Origin of the sequence: Agrococcus sp. DT81.2 (genome assembly GCF_049844935.1) — a bacterium.
Classification (GTDB): Bacteria; Actinomycetota; Actinomycetes; order Actinomycetales; family Microbacteriaceae; genus Agrococcus.
The window spans coordinates 162,159-178,062 of sequence record NZ_JBNCLZ010000002.1; the positions used below are offsets into that span (position 1 = coordinate 162,159).

Here is a 15,904-nt window from a genome sequence, read left to right on the forward strand (position 1 = left end):
GCCCTCCGACTACTCGGCCGGCACGAACACCGCGACCTTGGCGGCGCGCAGCGTGCGGTCGCCGACGCGGTAGCCGAGCTGCACGACATCGGCGACGACCATCTCGGTCACCTCCGGGTTCGGCAGCTGCGCGACAGCCTCGTGCTTGTCGATGTCGAACGCCTCGCCCACCTCGCCGAGCTTCACGACGCCCAGCTGGTCGAACGACGCGCGCAGCTTCTGCGCCACGATGGCCAGCGGGCCCTCGACGAGGTCGCCGTGCTTGTCCGCCAGCTCGAGGTCGTCGAGCGCCGGCAGCATCTTCGTGATGACGGATGCGATCGTCGCGTCGCGGTCGCCCGCCCGCTCCCGCTCGGTGCGGTTGCGGTAGTTGACGTAGTCGGCGCGCAGGCGCGCGAGCTCATCGAGCTGCGCGGCGGACTTCGCCTCGAAGGCGGCCCGCTCGGCCTCGATGGCCGCGGCCTCGCCCTCGAGCAGGGCGCGGTCGGCGTCGCTCAGGTCGTCGGTAGGGGCCGGCGCGGCGTCCGCCGCGTCGGCGGCTGCCGCAGCGGCGTCGTTCGCGGCGCCGGCGGCCGCGGCGTCCGCCGCCGCAGCCGAGGCTGCGGCGGCGTCCGTCGGCGCGTCGGGCGTGGCAGGGGGCTCGCCGGGCGTCGAAGCGGGCTCGACGGGCTCAGTCGGCTCGTTGGGCATGTTCGACTCCTCGCGCTCGCTCACTGCTGCTTCTTCTCGTCCTCGTCGTCGACCACTTCGGCGTCGACGACGTCATCCTCGGCGGAGGCGGGCTGCTCCCCCTGGGGCTCGTCGCCCTCGGTGGGGGCCTGTGCCTGCGCCTGCTGGTAGATGGCCTCGCCCAGCTTCGACTGCGACTGCTGCAGCTTCTCGACGGCCGTCTTCACGGCCTCGTCGTCGTCGCCCGCGAGCGCCGACTTGACCGCATCCACGTCGGCCTGGACATCCGTCTTCACGTCGGTCGGCAGCTGCTCGGCGTTGTCGCTCAGCACCTTCTCGACCGAGTAGACGAGCGTCTCGCCGGTGTTGCGCAGCTCGGCGGCCTCGCGGCGGGCGTGGTCGGCCGCAGCGTTCTCCTCGGCGTCCTTCACCATGCGCTCGATGTCCTCCTTCGAGAGGCTCGAGCCGCCGGTGATGGTCATCGACTGCTCCTTGCCGGTGCCCTTGTCCTTCGCGGACACGTGCACGATGCCGTTCGCGTCGATGTCGAACGTGACCTCGACCTGCGGCACGCCGCGCGGCGCCGGGGCGATGCCGGTGAGCTCGAACGTGCCGAGCGGCTTGTTGTCGCGCGTGAAGTCGCGCTCGCCCTGGAACACCTGGATCGCAACGGAGGGCTGGTTGTCCTCGGCGGTCGTGAAGGTCTCGGAGCGCTTCGTCGGGATGGCGGTGTTGCGCTCGATGAGCTTCGTCATCATGCCGCCCTTGGTCTCGATGCCGAGCGACAGCGGGGTGACGTCGATGAGCAGGACGTCCTTGCGCTCGCCCTTCAGCACGCCGGCCTGGAGGGCGGCGCCGACGGCGACGACCTCGTCGGGGTTCACGCTCTTGTTCGGCTCCTTGCCGCCCGTGAGCTGCTTCACCAGGTCGGTGACGGCGGGCATGCGGGTCGAGCCACCGACGAGCACGACGTGCGCGATGTCGTCGACCTTGATGCCGGCCTCGCGAATGACGTCCTCGAACGGCTTGCGCGTGCGCTCGAGCAGGTCCTTCGTCATGTTCTCGAACTGCGCGCGGGTGAGCGTCTCCTCGAGGTTCGCCGGGCCGTTCTCGGTGAGCGAGAAGTAGGGCAGCTGGATGCTCGTGGTCGACGACGACGACAGCTCCTTCTTCGCCTGCTCAGCGGCCTCCTTGAGGCGGCGCATCGCGATCTTGTCCTTCGAGACGTCGACGCCGGTCTGCTCCTGGAAGCGCTTCTTCAGCCACTCGACGACGCGGTCGTCCCAGTCGTCGCCACCGAGGCGGTTGTCGCCAGCGGTCGAGCGCACCTGGATGGTCGAGAAGTCGTCATCCTTGCCCACCTCGAGCAACGAGACGTCGAACGTGCCTCCACCGAGGTCGAAGACGAGGATCAGCTCGTCCTCCTTGCCCTTGTCGAGGCCGTACGCGAGCGCGGCCGCCGTGGGCTCGTTGATGATGCGGAGCACGTTGAGGCCCGCGATCTCGCCGGCCTCCTTCGTGGCCTGGCGCTCGGCGTCGTTGAAGTACGCGGGCGTCGTGATGACGGCATCCGTCACCTTCTCGCCGAGGTACGTCTCGGCGTCGCGCTTGAGCTTGCCGAGGATGCGGGCCGAGATCTCCTGCGCCGTGTACTTCTTGCCGTCGATGTCCTGCGACCAGGTCGTACCCATGTGGCGCTTGACCGACGAGATGGTGCGGTCGACGTTCGTGACCGCCTGCCGCTTGGCGGGCTCGCCGACGAGCGTCTCGCCCTCCTTGACGAACGCGACGACCGACGGCGTCGTGCGGAAGCCCTCGGCGTTCGCGATGACGGTGGGCTCACCGTTGTCGAGGAACGCGACGACGGAGTTGGTGGTGCCGAGGTCGATGCCGACTGCTCGTGCCATGGTTGTGCCTCCTGTTCGCAGCGGTGCTGCGGTTGCGAATGCTGTGCGTGCTCTGCCTGATTCCGGCGGAGGAGCCCACCGACATCCCCCCAGACGCACGGATGCGCCGGCTGGCGGTGGGCTCGTCCCCCGGAACCGCAGTCACGACCGCCGCCGGCTGGACGCCGACTTGAGTCGCGATGGCTCAAGTTTGCCACCTTGAGTCGAGGTGGGTCAAGTTTGGGGGCTGTGCATCCGCCGTGAGTCGGTGCGAGCGTCAGACGATCGCGGGACGCTTCACCGGCGTGATGTAGCGCGCCAGGATCGGGCCGCCGATGGCCGTCAGCAGCACGTAGCAGGCGGCGAGCGCGCCGACCTGCGGGTAGCCCGCGCCGACCGCGAGTGCGGCGATCACGATCGAGAACTCGCCGCGCGGCACGAGCGCCGCACCCGCTCGCAGCCGACCGCGCCGCTGCACGCCGTCGCGTCGGGCGGCCATCCAGCCGGTCATGAGCTTCGTGCCGGTCGTCACGATCGCGAGCAGCAGGGCGGCCGGCAGCACCGGCAGCAGCTCGGCCGGCACGATCGGCAGGCCGAAGGAGAAGAAGAAGATCGCGGCGAACAGGTCGCGCAGGGGGCTCAGGATCGCGCGGGCGCGAGTGGCGAGCGACGACGGCACGGCGATGCCGACGAGGAAGGCGCCGACCGCGGCGGATGCGCCCAGCAGCTGCGTGAGGCCGCCGACGATCAGCGTGATGCCGAGCAGCCGCAGCAGCACCTGCTCGTCGCTCGGATGCGTGAGCAGCTTGCCGAGGCTGACGGAGGCGCTCCGGGAGGCGAAGAGGATCGACGCGACCGCGCCCATCGCGAGCGCGACCGCGCCGAGCGCCTGCCACCACTCGGCGCCCGTGAGCACCGCGATGAGCACCGGCAGGAAGATCGCCATCGCGATGTCCTCGATCACGAGGATCGAGAGCACCGCGGGGGTCTCGCGGTTGCCCAGCCGACCGAGGTCGGTGAGCAGCCGCGCCACGATGCCCGACGACGACACCCAGGTGATGCCCGCGAGGGCCAAGCACGCGGGCAGCGGCATCGCGAGCAGCAGCCCGACGAGGAAGCCCGCACCCGCGTTGAGCGCGAAGTCGATGAGCCCCGAGCGGCTGTGCCGCGCGAGCGACTGCGCGAGCTCCGCGGCGGTGAACTCGAGGCCGAGCATCAGCAGCAGCAGCAGCACGCCGATCTCGGCGGCGGGGCCGATGAACTCCTCCGCATGGGTGATGTCGACGACGCCGCCGGTCCCGAGGCCGACGCCGGCGAGCAGCATGAGCGGCACCGGGGAGATGCCGATGCGGTGCGCGAGCAGGCCGAGCAGCGACACCCCGAGCACGACGGCCCCCAGCTCGAGCAGGAGGGGGGCGACGTCGTGCATGATCTAGACCGGCTGCAGCCGGACGCGCAGCTGGTCGATGCCGGCCGACGAGCCGACCACCACGAGCGAGTCGCCGGCGGCGAGCGGCTCGTCCGGTCCCGGTGCCGCGAGCACCTCGTGCTCGCGCACGATCGCGACGATCGAGCAGCCCGTGAGCGTGCGCGCCTTGGTGCTGCCGAGCGGATGTCCCGCGAACGGCGAGCCAGGGTCGATCGAGAGCCGCGCCGACTCGAGGCCGGGGATCTCGCGCGTGACGTCGAGCATGCCCTCAGCGATCCTGGCCGCGCCGAGCAGCTCGGCCAGCGCATCCACCTCGTCCTCGTCGAGCGACAGCTGCACGCGCACGTCGTCGGGGTCGTCCCGGCTGAGCACGCACACGTCGGCCTGCCCCTCGCGATGCACGACGATCGAGAGCGGCACGCCCCTGGTCGTCGTCATGTCGTAGCGCATCCCGACCCCCGGGAGCAGCGTCTGCGTGATGTTCACGGGGGCATTGTCGCACCGGCCGGGGCGCGCGACGCGACGGGTTGCCGCCGCAGTCTCGCTGCCGGTGCGACGGGGCACCCGCGGCAGGACCGGCACGCCGCAGCCGCGGGTCACCGCGCGCTCGCCTTCGCGGCCTACGCTCGCAGCATGAGCGTCCCTCAGGAGCCGCACGAGGCTTCCGTCACCGCCCGCACGTCTCCCCACGCGATGGTCCAGCCGTCGCAGGCGGGCGTCGCCCCCGTGACCCAGCGCGAGCTGCGCCGACGCGCGACCGCGTGGGCGATGTGGGACTGGGGCTCCGCGTCGTTCAACGCGGTCGTCACCACCTTCGTCTTCAGCCGCTACATCGCCTCCGACCTCTTCGTCGATCCGGATGCCGTGGGCGCGAACGGCGAGGGGCTCACCCGGGCGCTCGCCGGCAACGCGTCGGTGGTCGCGTCGGCGATCGCCATCGCCGGCATCCTCGTGGCACTGCTCGCGCCGATCATCGGGCAGCGGTCCGACGGCGGCGGCCGTCGCAAGCTCTGGGTCGGCGTGAACACCGGCGTGACGATCCTGGCGATGGTCGGCATGTTCTTCGTCACGCCCGCGCCGCAGTACCTGTGGCTCGGCGCCGGGCTGCTCGCGGCCGGCAACCTCTTCTTCGAGTTCGCGTCGGTGAACTACAACGCGATGCTGCACCAGGTGGCGACGAAGGCGTCGCTCGGCCGCACCTCGGGCTACGGCTGGGGCATGGGCTACGTCGGCGGCATCGTGCTGCTGGCACTGCTGCTCGTGCTGTTCATCTTCCCGATCGCGTCGGAGGATGCGGGCGGTGTGCTCGGCATCCCCAACGGTCTCGAGGGAGGCGCGCTCGACGTGCGGCTCGCGGTGCTCGCGAGTGCCGCCTGGTTCCTCGTCTTCGCGCTGCCGCTGATGCTGCGCGTGCCCGAGCTGCCGCCGACCGGCGCGGTGCCGGACCGCATCGGCATCATCGAGTCGTACCGCATCCTCTTCCGCACGATCGCCCGCATCGCGCGCACCGCCCCCAAGACGCTGCTCTTCCTGATCGCCTCCGCGGTCTTCCGCGACGGGCTCTCCGGCGTCTTCACGTTCGGCGCCATCATCGCGTCATCGGTGTTCGGCTTCAGCGCGACCGAGGTCATCCTCTTCGCCATCGCCGCCAACGTGACGGCGGGCATCGGCACGTTCGTCGGCGGCTGGGCGGATGACCGCTTCGGGCCGAAGGCGGTCATCGTCATCTCGCTCGTCGTGCTGTCGCTCTCCGGCCTCGCGGTGCTCTTCGTCGAGGGCAAGGGCATGTTCTGGGTGTTCGGCCTCGCGCTGTCAACGTTCGTCGGCCCCGTGCAGTCGGCATCGCGCTCGTTCATGGCGCGCATCACGCCAGAGGGGCGAGAGGGCGAGATGTTCGGCCTCTATGCGACGACCGGCCGCGCGGTGTCGTTCCTCGCGCCGACGCTGTTCGGCATCTTCGTGTCGGTCACGGGCGACACGCGCTTCGGCATCCTCGGCATCGTGATCGTGCTGCTCGCTGGCCTCGCCCTCGTGCTGCCGGTGCACCCGAAGCCGACGGTGATCGACGACGATCGGCCGGTGCGCACGCGGTAGCCAGGGTCTGCTTTCCGGTACGGATCTGCGGGTGCGGTCCGGCCGCATCCGCAGGTCCGTACGGGATCTCGCGGGGCCGCGTGGATTGCGGTACCGAGTTGCTGGTCCGAGAGCCGGGGACCAGCAGATTCGCAACAGCAAGCGTCGACCGTCGCGCTCTCCTGCGGCACCGGACGGCTTCCTACCAGACGCACCCGAGGCCACGCATCCACAGGCGCCGTCGGATGCGCCACGCGCACCACGCTGACCGGGTCACCATGCGCCTGTGACTCGTCGCGCACCGCTTCCCGACGCCTTCGCCGACGGCCCATTCTCGGTCGCGGCCGCGCTCGACGGCGGCGTCCCGCCGGGCCGGCTGCGCTGCAAGGACCTCGTGGCCCCGTTCCACGGCGTCCGCACAGCGCGCGAACCGGCCGATGTCGCCGAGCTCGCCGCCGCGTTCGCGCCGCGCATGCGGCCCGGTCACGTGTACATCGGCGTCACGGCCGGTCGCCTGTGGGGCCTCCCGATCACCGCCGTCTGGCAGCGCTCCGAACCGCTCGTCGTCGGCGTGCCGGCCGGGACGACTCGGACGCGAGCGCGCGGTGTGCGCTCGAGGGAGTTCGACGCGACGAGATTGGAGTCGGGCACCCTCGACGGGCTCCCGCTGCTCGGTCCGGCCTCGACCGTCATGTCGCTCGCGAGGGAGACGCCCCACGTCGATCTGGTGGTGCTCATCGACGCGCTCGTGACGCCCTCGGAGCGGTATCGCGACCTGCGGCTGACGCGCCGACCGTTCACCGACCTTGCAGCGCTCGCGGCGTTCGCCGAGCGGTGCCGCGGACTGCATGGCGCCTCCGCATTCGCCGCAGCCGTCGCAGACGCGCGCGTCGGCGCAGACTCGCCGCAGGAGACGCGCTGCCGGCTCGCGATCGTCGCGGCGGGGCTGCCGGAACCGGTCGTGCAGTTCGAAGTGTGGGTCGACGGGGTGCTCCGCGCCGAGATCGACCTCGCCTATCCCGACTGGAAGATCGCGATCGAGTACGAGGGCGAGCATCACCTCACCGATCCTGTGCAGTGGGCGAAGGACATCCGTCGCCAGGAGCTGCTCGAGTCGCTGGGCTGGATCGTCATCCGGGTGACGAAGGCCGACCTGCAGCGCGACGCGCGGGGACTCATCGAGCGCGTGCGCGCGGCCCTGGTGCGACGAGAAATCGCGGCCTGACGGCTTCCGGTACGGATCGGCGGATGCCCGCTCCGCTCACCTGCAGATCGGTGCAACCGCGCGCGAGGCGTCGGAGGTTCCGGTACGGATTCGCGGGTGCTGCGCGCGCGTCCTCGCAAACCAGTACCGGAAACGGGCAGACCCGCGAACCCCAGCCGGGCGGGCGGCGCTCGAGCGGGTGTGAGTGCGAGTAGCGCGGGCGCCCGGGCGGGTGCGGGAGCATGGGCCCATGCGAGCTGGAGCGAGCGGCATGACGAGCATCGAGCTGCTGCTCGACAGCGCAGCGGAGGGGCGGGTCCGCGTCGAGTGGGAGGCGCTCGCCGCCGCCGGCATGTCGAGCCTCGCGCGCCACGATGCGCCCAGCAATCGGCCGCACGTGACGCTGCTGGCGCGCTCGACGCCGGTCGCGCATCCGCTCGGCATCGACGCCGCGGCGCTGCCGCTGCCACTCGTCGTCGGGCCGCCCGTGCTGCTCGGCGAGGGCGACCGTCGCGTGCTCGCGCGCGTCGTCGTCGCATCCGCGGCACTCCTCGCGCTGCATGCGGAGGTGCTGCTCTCGGCGGGTCCCGGCGACGATCCCGCGCACCTGCTGCCCGGACGCTGGCTGCCGCACGTCACGCTCGCGCGGCGCATCCGCCTTGCCGACGTGCCTGCCGCGCTCGAGCTGCTCGGTCCACCGATCGACGCGCAGGGTGTGGCCGTGCGGCGCTGGGATGCGGCGACCGCGACCGTCTCTCACGCCGCGGGCGCCGACGCGACTCGCTAGGCCGGCCAGGCGTCGGCGAGCTTCGCGAGCAGGCGCGCGAGCTCGGCACGCTCGTCCGCGGTCAGCGACTCCGCAGCGATCGCCACCTCCGCAGCTCGGGCCTCGGCATGCGCGGCGATGTGCGCCCGCCCGGCCCTCGTCGCCTCGATGACGACGCGCCGCCCATCGGCGGGGTCCGGGATGCGCCGCACGAGGCCGGCGTCGGCGAGCGATTGCACGAGCCGGGATGCGCGCGGCTGGTCGACGCCGATCGCGTGACCCAGGTCGGTGATCGAGCGGGGTGCCGTCGAGCGGACGATCGCGTGCAGCATCCGGCGCGCGCCCATCGCACCGCGCGGACCGCCGCGGAACATGCCTCCACGCCGCTCGGGCGCGCCGATCGGCTCGCCCATCTCCCCCGCGTCGCCGCAGCGACCGAGACGACCGCCACCGCGCATGCCGTGCTGGTGCTCGTGGCCGTGCCCGCCCTCGTGCGCCTGCTCCGCGCCATGAGGGCCGCCGTGGCCGAACCCGGACGGCTCGTGTGCGGGTCTGGGCGGACGGCGCATCACTATCCGGTCGAGCGCCTCGGCGATGCGGGCGATCTCGGCCTCGTCAGGACCCGGCTCTTGACGTTCATCCGACATGTATGTCACTCTACATGTACATGCACAATGACATGGAGTTGCGGAGGCTGGGGAGCCTGCCGCACTCGCAGCCCCAGGGCTGCCCCACCATCGAGAGGAGATCGCGATGCGATCCGACGAGCACGTCACCCACGACCACCCCGAGCACGAGAGCGCCCCGGCCGCGACCGAGCAGCATGCTCCGACGCCCGACGCCGAGCAGCGCACCCATGACCAGCACACCGACGAGCAGGAGCAGAGCGCCATGCACGACAGCCAGTCGCACTGCCGGCACGAGCAAGCCCACAGCCACTCGCACTGCGGCCAGCTCCACCACGAGGGGCACCCGCACGGACGCGGCACGGGCCACGGGCACGGTCACGGCCGTCGCGGCCGACGCCACGACCACGGCGCCGGTTCCGACCTCGGCCACGGCTTCCACGGCGGGTCCCACTTGCACGGCCGCGGCTTCGGGCGCGGCTTCGGCCACACTCCCGGCACGGACACCGGCGACCGCCCCACGCTCGCTCGCAGCATCGTGAAGTCGGCGCGGCGCATCCGCCGGTCGGGCCTCAGCCCCGAGCAGCTGCAGCACCGCATCGCGGCGACCGTCAGCCACGCCGACTACGTGACCACGATGCGCACGCTGCGGCGCATCGGCATGGGTCTGCGCCACCAGCGCTGATCCCCGAACCAGCGAAAGGCGCTCCTGCTCCCGCGGGGGCGCCCTTTCGTCGTCAGATGACTGCGTCGCCGGGCCGCACCCGGTGAGCCTCCATCGACGGGTGGGCGAGCACGCGGCCGATGAGGTGGCCGCTGCCTCCGATGAGCGTGACGTCGAGGTCGAGGTCGGTCGCGACCATCCACGCGGGGGATGCGCGCGGCTCGGCTGGCCACAGCAGATTGGGCGTGCGCCCGAAGTCGCCCCTCCACCCGAGGCCGGCGCCGTGCACCCATCCGGAGTCGGTGAGGGCGGCGAGCCGGCCGCGCAGCAGCACATGCCCGCGCCCCTGATGCTCGCGCGGCAGCCCGAGCACCTCGCCGCGCTCCATCGCCGAGCGCAGCTCCGGGTCGATCGACGCGATCTGCGCGGCGCGCGCCTCGGCCTGCGCCTCGGCCTCGCGCAGCTCGCGCTCCTGCTGGGTCAGGGCATCGTCGTCGGGCCAGAAGAACATGTGGGCGGTCCCTTGCGTGGAGAGCCCGCTGCCCTCCCAGACCGCCGCGAGCACCTCCGCGTCGCCGTGCTCGGCGACCAGCAGCTCGGCGAGCACGGTCAGCAACGGCAGCGGGATGTCGCCCGAGTGCGGCTCGTTGATCCAGCCGCCGTCCGGCATCGCGACCTGCTGGTCGCCGAAGCGCGCCGACCACGCGGTGAACGGCTGCCGTCTCCCGCCGCGGTCGCCGATCAGCTCGGCCGCCTCCGCCCACGTGATCTCGTGCGTGGCGAGCTCCGGGTTGCCCCACGCATCCGTCTCGCCCGTCGGCACGCTGCGCGTCGCGGGGTGCAGGATGCGCGCGTACGCGTCGAAGATCGGCGGGATGTTCGCGGCCACCGAGCCGAAGTCGGCGAGCCCCTGCTGCACCCAGCGCGCGACCTCGACGTCGTGCTCGACGCGCAGCGCGCCGGCCATCAGTCCGTCTCGGCGCGAGTCTCGGGCGCGTCGATCCGGGTGCGGTGGAAGCTCTGGAACGAGCGCGACGCGGTCGGGCCGCGCTGCCCCTGGTAGCGGTTGAGGTTCGCGCCCTTGCCGTACGGCGACTCCGACGGCGACGAGAGCTGGAAGTAGCAGACCTGCCCGATCTTCATGCCCGGCCACAGCTTGATCGGGAGCGTCGAGACGTTCGACAGCTCCAGCGTCACGTGGCCCGAGAAGCCCGGGTCGATGAATCCCGCCGTCGAGTGCGTCAGGAGCCCGAGCCGCCCGAGCGACGACTTGCCCTCGAGCCGCGCCGCGACGTCGTCGGGCAGCGTCACGCGCTCGTAGGTCGCGCCGAGCACGAACTCGCCCGGGTGCAGGATGAACGCCTCGTCCGGACCGACCTCGACGAGCCGCGTCAGGTCCGGCTGGTCCTCGGCCGGGTCGATGTACGGATACTTGTGGTTGTCGAAGAGCCGGAAGCCCCGGTCGAGCCGCACGTCGACGCTCGAGGGCTGCACCATGGCGAGGTCGAGGGGGTCGAGGCCGAGGTCGCCCGAGGCGAGTCGGGCGCGGATGTCGCGGTCGCTGAGCAGCACGCGCCGAGCGTATCGCCCGGCCCCGCCGCAATCTCGCCCATGCGGCACACAGCCCGAAGGGGCAAGATAGCGGTAGGACGACGGGCGCCGAGGAGGTGACCATGGCTGTGCATCGCAATCGACGGCTCGAAGACTGGATCGAGCTCGCGGCAGCCGCGGTCGAGCGCGCTCGCAGGTCGCTCGGCGACGCGGAGGTCGCCCGCCGCACCGAGGCGTCGGTCTCGGACGAGGACTACGAGACCACCGTCCGCGTGCTGCGCACGCTGGGCCGGGACCTGCAGGCGACGAGCACCGACTTCAGCGCGCTGGACGCGCGCCTGCGCGGCCACGCCGAGCACGCCCCGCACGTGCCCGAGGCGCCCGAGGATGCGACGGATGCGGTGCCGCCCGTCGGCGCGGACGCGACGGAGGCGGACTCGACGAGCGGGGCAGACGCGAGCGCCACGCGCCTCGACCGCGGCCCGCAGGCGACGCTCGACGACCTGCCACCGAGCGAGCGGGGCGCGCCGATGCGGCCCGCCGAGCTCGCGAAGCGGCTCGCTCGGCTGCGGAACCCGATCCTGCCCCATCCGCGGCAGGGCCGCGCGAAGTAGGCGGCGGTCGCTCGGCGCTCAGCGCGCCCAGACACCGCGGGTGACGCAGTAGACGCCGTAGACCATCAGCCCGACGGCGATCGCCACGAGCGCGACGACGCCGCCCGGCACGGTCGTGAGCGACTGCAGCGCGCCATCGAGGCCACCTGCCTCCCCCGCATCGTGGCTCACCGCCGCGACGACGAAGAGGCCGCCGACGATCGTGACGGCGATGCCCTTCGCCACGAAGCCCGGCGTCCCGAGCGCCTCCACGAGCCGGCGAAAGCGGCGAGGCGGGGCGACGTCGTCGAAGAACTTCCGCCGCACCCCGCGGGCCACGAAGGCGACACCGACGCCGGCGATCACGAGACCGGTGACGGCGAGCAGCCACGGACCGACCGGATGCTGCAGCACCGTGGTCGAGACCGACTCCGTCGCCTCCTCTCCGTCGATCGAGCCGCCGAGCGCGAACACGAGCGCGGTGGTGCCGACGACCACGTGGCCGATGCCGCGGCCGGCGGCGCGCACCGCGTCGCGCCGGTGCCGACGCGATGCGGCGACGGCGATCACGAAGGCGTGCAGGGCGAGCGCGACGAGCGCGACGCCGACGACCCAGAGCGCGACGCCGCCGATCGGCGTCTCGCGCAGCGCGCGCATCGCGCCGGACTGGTCGGCCGAGCCGCCGGCGCCGAACGCGACGCCGAGCGCGATGGCGCCGATGACGATGTGGACGAGTCCGTTCGCCGACTGCCCGAGCGCCTCGACCCACGACGCCGCGCGGTGCTGCTCGACCTCGGCCGCCGCATGCTGCGCCTTGTGCGCCGCCCGATGCGCGCCGTGGGCGGCGTCGGACAGCGCCCCGTCCGGCCCGTCGCCGCTCACGAGCGACCGGTTCAGCGCGACCAGAGGCCGCGGGCGAAGCAGTAGACGCCGTAGAGCATGAGGCCGACCGCGATCGCGATGAGCGCGATCACCCCGCCGGGCACGGTCGTGAGCGACTGGAGCGCGCCGTCGAGCCCACCGGCCTCCTGCGGGTCGTGCCGCACGGCCGCGATCACGAAGAGCGAACCGACGATGACGACGGCGACACCCTTGGCGATGTAGCCCGCGGTGCCGAGGATGTCGACGAGGTGGCGCCAGCGGGAGGGCGGGGCGACGTCCTCGCGGAACTTGCGCTTCGCGCCCTTGACGATGAAGTAGACACCGATCGCCGCGATCCCGGCGCCGACGAGCCCCACGAGCAGCGCGCCGAACGGGTTCGCCATCAGCTGCGCCGAGAACGACTGCGTCTGCGCCTCGCCGTCGGAGCTGCCGCCGTTCGCGGCGATGAGCGCCGTCGTGCCGACCGCGGCGTAGGCGATGCCGCGTCCCGCCTCCTTGAGCGCGTCCTTCCAGTCGCGGCGCGACTCGGCGACGGCGGTGACGAAGGCGAGCAGCGCGAGCGCGAGCAGCGCGAGGCCGACCGCCCAGAGCGCGACGCTGCCGAGCGGCGACTCCTGGATCGCCTGCATCGCGCCGGACTGATCCGCAGAACCGCCGCCGCCGAACGCGACGCCGAGCGCGATGGCGCCGATCACGAAGTGGACGACCCCGTTCGCGATCTGCCCCGCGCCCTTGACCCACTTCGCCGCGGGGTGCCGCTCGGCGCCCGCCGCCGCGTCCTGCGCCTTGCCGGTCGCCCGACCCGCCGCATCCTTCGCCGACGCCGCAGCGTCCGACCGTCCATCGCTCGTCATGGGGCCACGCTAACGCTCAAGAGTGTCGATGGTTTCTCAGGACCGTCTGGCGCTCGGGCTCGCCGCGGTAGAGGATGTCGCCATGACCGGCGCCCACCGGCCCGTGATCCGCACCCCTGATCAGCGGATCCGGGTGTTCGTGAGCTCGACACTGCGCGAGCTCGCCGAGGAGCGCCGCGCCGCCCGCGCAGCCATCGAGCGCATGCGGCTCGCGCCCGTGATGTTCGAGCTGGGCGCGAGGCCCCACCCGCCGCGCGCCCTCTACCGCTCGTACCTCGCGCAGAGCGACATCTTCGTCGGCATCTACGCCGACAGCTACGGCTGGGTCGCGCCCGACGAGCAGGTCTCAGGGCTCGAGGACGAGTACAACCTCGCCCCGCCGGAGATGCCCAAGCTCATCTACATCCGCGCATCGGAGCAGCGCGAGCCGCGACTCAAGGAGCTCATCACCCGCATCCAGCAGGACGACACCGCGGCCTACCTGCCGTTCTCGACCGCGGACGAGCTCGAGGAGCGGGTGTCGAACGACCTCGCGACGCTGCTCGCCGAGCGGTTCGACGAGTCGCGGCTGCAGCCGGAGGGCGGGGCCGAGGAGATACCGCCGACCCCCGAGTCGCGGATCCCCGTACCGCCGACCATCACGATCGGCCGCGAGCGCGAGATGGCCGACGTGCGGGCGCTGCTCGAGCAAGGCACGAAGCTCGTGAGCCTCATCGGCCCCGGCGGCATCGGCAAGAGCAGGCTCGCGATCGAGATCGCCCAGGAGACGGCCGATCTCTTCCCCGACGGGCGCTACTTCCTGCCGCTCGAGGGCGTCTTCGAGCCGGGGCTGCTGCTGCCGACCATCGCGTACGTGCTCGGCATCCGCGACAACGGCGAGGCCGCGCTCGAGGAGCGCATCTCGCGCGCCCTCGCGGGCAGGCGGGTGCTGCTCGTGCTCGACAACTTCGAGCAGATCGTCGAGGCCGCGCCGCTGCTCGTGCGGCTGTTCGACGTCGCCCCGTCGGTGACGCTGCTCGTCACGAGCCGCACCGTGCTGCGGATCCGCGGCGAGCGCGTCTACGAGGTGGGTGCGCTGGGCGTGCCGGATGCGGTGGCGCACGGCACGCCGGACCGCGTGCGACGCTCGCCCGCCGGGGCGCTGTTCGTCGACCGCGCACAGGCCGTGAAGCCCGACTTCGAGCTCACCGACGAGAACGCGCCAGCGGTCGCCGACATCTGCCGACGGCTCGAGGGGCTCCCGCTCGCGATCGAGCTCGCCGCCGCGAAGGTGCGGCTGCTGACGCCGCGCGGCATCGCGCAGCGACTCGAGCAGAGCCTGCCGCTGCTCACCGCCGCCGCGCGCGACCTGCCCGACCGGCATCGCACGATGCGCGCGACCATCGACTGGAGCGTGAGCCTGCTGCCACCCGAGCAGCGCGCGATGCTCGAGGACCTCGGCGTCTTCGCCCGCCAGTTCACGCTCGAGGCGGTGGAGGCGCTGGGCGCCGGTCGCGCGTGGGAGGGGCAGGCGATGGACGGCATCTCGGCGCTCGTCGACGCGTCGCTCGTGAAGCAGGCCGAGATCGGCGGGCGCTCGGTGCTGTCGCTGCTCGCGGTCGTGCGGGAGTACGCGGTCGGCCGGCTCAAGGAGCACGGCGAGTCCGGGCGGATGCGCGCCGCGCACGCCGACTACTACAGCGCCCTCGTCGCCTCGGTCGCGCCTGGCCTGCGCGGCGCCGGCCAGGGCGACGCGGTTGTGCAGCTCGGCCTCGAGCTGCCGAACCTCCGCGCCGCGGTGCGCCACCTCGTGCACATCGACCGGCTCGACGACGCCGGCGACTTCGCCTGGCGGCTGCTCGTCTACTGGTGGATCGCCGGCTTCTTCGGCGAGGTGCGGGTGTGGATGCTCGAGCTGCTGGGCAAGGACAAGCCGATCACGCCGCACACGCGCGCGGTCGCGTGGTTCTTCGCGCTCTGGAGCGAGATGTGGCAGCACCCGACCGAGGAGGTGGTCGCCGGCCTCGGCGAGTGCGTGCGGCTCTTCACCGAGAGCGGCGACGGCGACGCCGCCGCGATGGCCGTCGCTGCCCGCGCGACGGCGCGGCTGCAGCTGCCGCTCCCGGACCTCGACACCGCCGAGCGCGAGCTGAAGGAGGCGGTGGAGCGGCTCCGAGCGCTCGGCAACCCGTGGGCGGAGGCGATCACCGAGGTCTCGCGCGGCCGCCTCGCCTGGCTGCGCGGCCTCACCGACGACGCGCAGACGTGCTTCGACCGCGCGACGCACGTCGCCGAGTCGGTCGGCGACCTCTTCACGCTCTCGGTCGCGGGCAACCACCAGGCACGCCTCCAGCTCGTGCGCGGCGACATCGACACGGCGGCCGCCGGTTGCGTGCGCACGCTGCTCGTGTCGGTCCGGCTGCACTTCGAGGAGGGCGTCGCGTACGCGCTCGAGGGCCTCTGCGCGGTCGCGGCCGCGCGGGGCGAGGCAGAGCGGGCGGGGATGCTCTCGGCCGTCGCACACGCGATCCGGCAGCGCATCGGCGTGTTCGACGCCGAGGCCTTCACGGTGCACATGCCGCAGCTCGACGCCATCCGAGCCGCCGATCCGACGGGGGTCGCCGCCGGCGAGCGGCGCGGCGAGGATCTGAGCGTGCCGGAGGCGATCGCCATCGCCCTGCCTGAGCAGGAGCGCGAGCACATCGCGTCGGCGCTGGCGCACTGGTGA

15 protein-coding genes are annotated in these 15,904 nt (G+C 72.5%); 6 read left to right on the top strand and 9 right to left on the bottom strand.

Annotated features, from left to right (window positions below):
- Positions 1–9 precede the first annotated feature (9 nt).
- From ACLQ21_RS04075 to ACLQ21_RS04090, 4 genes are all read right to left on the bottom strand, one after another.
- Positions 10–714 (bottom strand): nucleotide exchange factor GrpE, encoded by a 705-nt coding sequence (locus ACLQ21_RS04075; protein ID WP_425661740.1) that lies wholly within the window; start codon positions 712–714, stop codon positions 10–12.
- Entirely contained in the window at positions 711–2,576 is a 1,866-nt protein-coding gene (gene dnaK / locus ACLQ21_RS04080) for a molecular chaperone DnaK (protein WP_425661742.1), read from the bottom strand. The genes ACLQ21_RS04075 and dnaK overlap by 4 nt, the downstream gene beginning before the upstream one ends.
- Before the next feature lie 256 nt (positions 2,577–2,832).
- A complete protein-coding gene (locus tag ACLQ21_RS04085; RefSeq protein ID WP_425661744.1) occupies positions 2,833–3,984 on the bottom strand; it encodes a cation:proton antiporter in 1,152 nt (383 codons plus the stop codon).
- 3 nt (positions 3,985–3,987) lie between these two features.
- Positions 3,988–4,470, bottom strand: coding sequence for a cation:proton antiporter regulatory subunit (locus ACLQ21_RS04090; RefSeq protein ID WP_425661746.1), 483 nt, complete (start codon positions 4,468–4,470; stop codon positions 3,988–3,990).
- Between the two features lie 147 nt (positions 4,471–4,617).
- Between ACLQ21_RS04090 and ACLQ21_RS04095 the strand changes: the two genes are divergently transcribed.
- The 3 genes from ACLQ21_RS04095 (at position 4,618) to ACLQ21_RS04105 (ending at position 8,048) form a co-directional block, all read left to right on the top strand.
- Complete coding sequence (locus ACLQ21_RS04095) at positions 4,618–6,078, top strand: MFS transporter (protein WP_425661748.1); 1,461 nt, start codon at positions 4,618–4,620, stop codon at positions 6,076–6,078.
- Positions 6,079–6,343: 265 nt separating this feature from the next.
- The gene (locus ACLQ21_RS04100) at positions 6,344–7,282 is read left to right on the top strand and encodes an endonuclease domain-containing protein (RefSeq protein ID WP_425661750.1); all 939 of its coding nucleotides are present in this window, start codon (positions 6,344–6,346) and stop codon (positions 7,280–7,282) included.
- A gap of 229 nt (positions 7,283–7,511) precedes the next feature.
- Positions 7,512–8,048 carry a 2'-5' RNA ligase family protein gene (locus ACLQ21_RS04105; RefSeq protein WP_425661752.1) on the top strand — a complete coding sequence of 179 codons (537 nt, stop codon included), beginning with the start codon at positions 7,512–7,514 and terminating at the stop codon, positions 8,046–8,048.
- On the opposite strand, the gene ACLQ21_RS04110 is transcribed toward ACLQ21_RS04105, so the two are convergent.
- A complete protein-coding gene (locus tag ACLQ21_RS04110; RefSeq protein ID WP_425661754.1) occupies positions 8,045–8,674 on the bottom strand; it encodes a MarR family winged helix-turn-helix transcriptional regulator in 630 nt (209 codons plus the stop codon). The genes ACLQ21_RS04105 and ACLQ21_RS04110 overlap by 4 nt on opposite strands.
- Before the next feature lie 106 nt (positions 8,675–8,780).
- On the opposite strand from ACLQ21_RS04110, the gene ACLQ21_RS04115 reads away from it, so the two are divergent.
- Entirely contained in the window at positions 8,781–9,338 is a 558-nt protein-coding gene (locus ACLQ21_RS04115; RefSeq protein ID WP_425661756.1) for a hypothetical protein, read from the top strand.
- 52 nt (positions 9,339–9,390) lie between these two features.
- Here the strand turns inward: ACLQ21_RS04115 and ACLQ21_RS04120 are convergent, their stop codons facing one another.
- Together ACLQ21_RS04120 and dcd are read right to left on the bottom strand one after the other, a co-directional pair.
- Positions 9,391–10,284, bottom strand: a complete 894-nt coding sequence (locus ACLQ21_RS04120) for a hypothetical protein (protein ID WP_425661758.1) — start codon at positions 10,282–10,284, stop codon at positions 9,391–9,393.
- On the bottom strand, positions 10,284–10,889 hold the full coding sequence (gene dcd / locus ACLQ21_RS04125) for a dCTP deaminase (RefSeq protein ID WP_425661760.1): 606 nt from the start codon (positions 10,887–10,889) through the stop codon (positions 10,284–10,286). Before dcd ends, ACLQ21_RS04120 begins: the two co-directional genes overlap by 1 nt.
- Positions 10,890–10,990: 101 nt before the next feature.
- On the opposite strand from dcd, the gene ACLQ21_RS04130 reads away from it, so the two are divergent.
- Positions 10,991–11,482, top strand: coding sequence for a hypothetical protein (locus ACLQ21_RS04130; protein WP_425661762.1), 492 nt, complete (start codon positions 10,991–10,993; stop codon positions 11,480–11,482).
- Between the two features lie 18 nt (positions 11,483–11,500).
- On the opposite strand, the gene ACLQ21_RS04135 is transcribed toward ACLQ21_RS04130, so the two are convergent.
- Both ACLQ21_RS04135 and ACLQ21_RS04140 read right to left on the bottom strand, forming a co-directional pair.
- Positions 11,501–12,343 (bottom strand): DUF1206 domain-containing protein, encoded by an 843-nt coding sequence (locus ACLQ21_RS04135; protein ID WP_425661764.1) that lies wholly within the window; start codon positions 12,341–12,343, stop codon positions 11,501–11,503.
- 11 nt (positions 12,344–12,354) lie between these two features.
- Positions 12,355–13,197 carry a DUF1206 domain-containing protein gene (locus ACLQ21_RS04140; protein WP_425661766.1) on the bottom strand — a complete coding sequence of 281 codons (843 nt, stop codon included), beginning with the start codon at positions 13,195–13,197 and terminating at the stop codon, positions 12,355–12,357.
- Positions 13,198–13,279: 82 nt separating this feature from the next.
- Here ACLQ21_RS04140 and ACLQ21_RS04145 point away from each other — a divergent pair, with 82 nt between their 5' ends.
- A complete protein-coding gene (locus tag ACLQ21_RS04145) occupies positions 13,280–15,904 on the top strand; it encodes a DUF4062 domain-containing protein (protein ID WP_425661768.1) in 2,625 nt (874 codons plus the stop codon).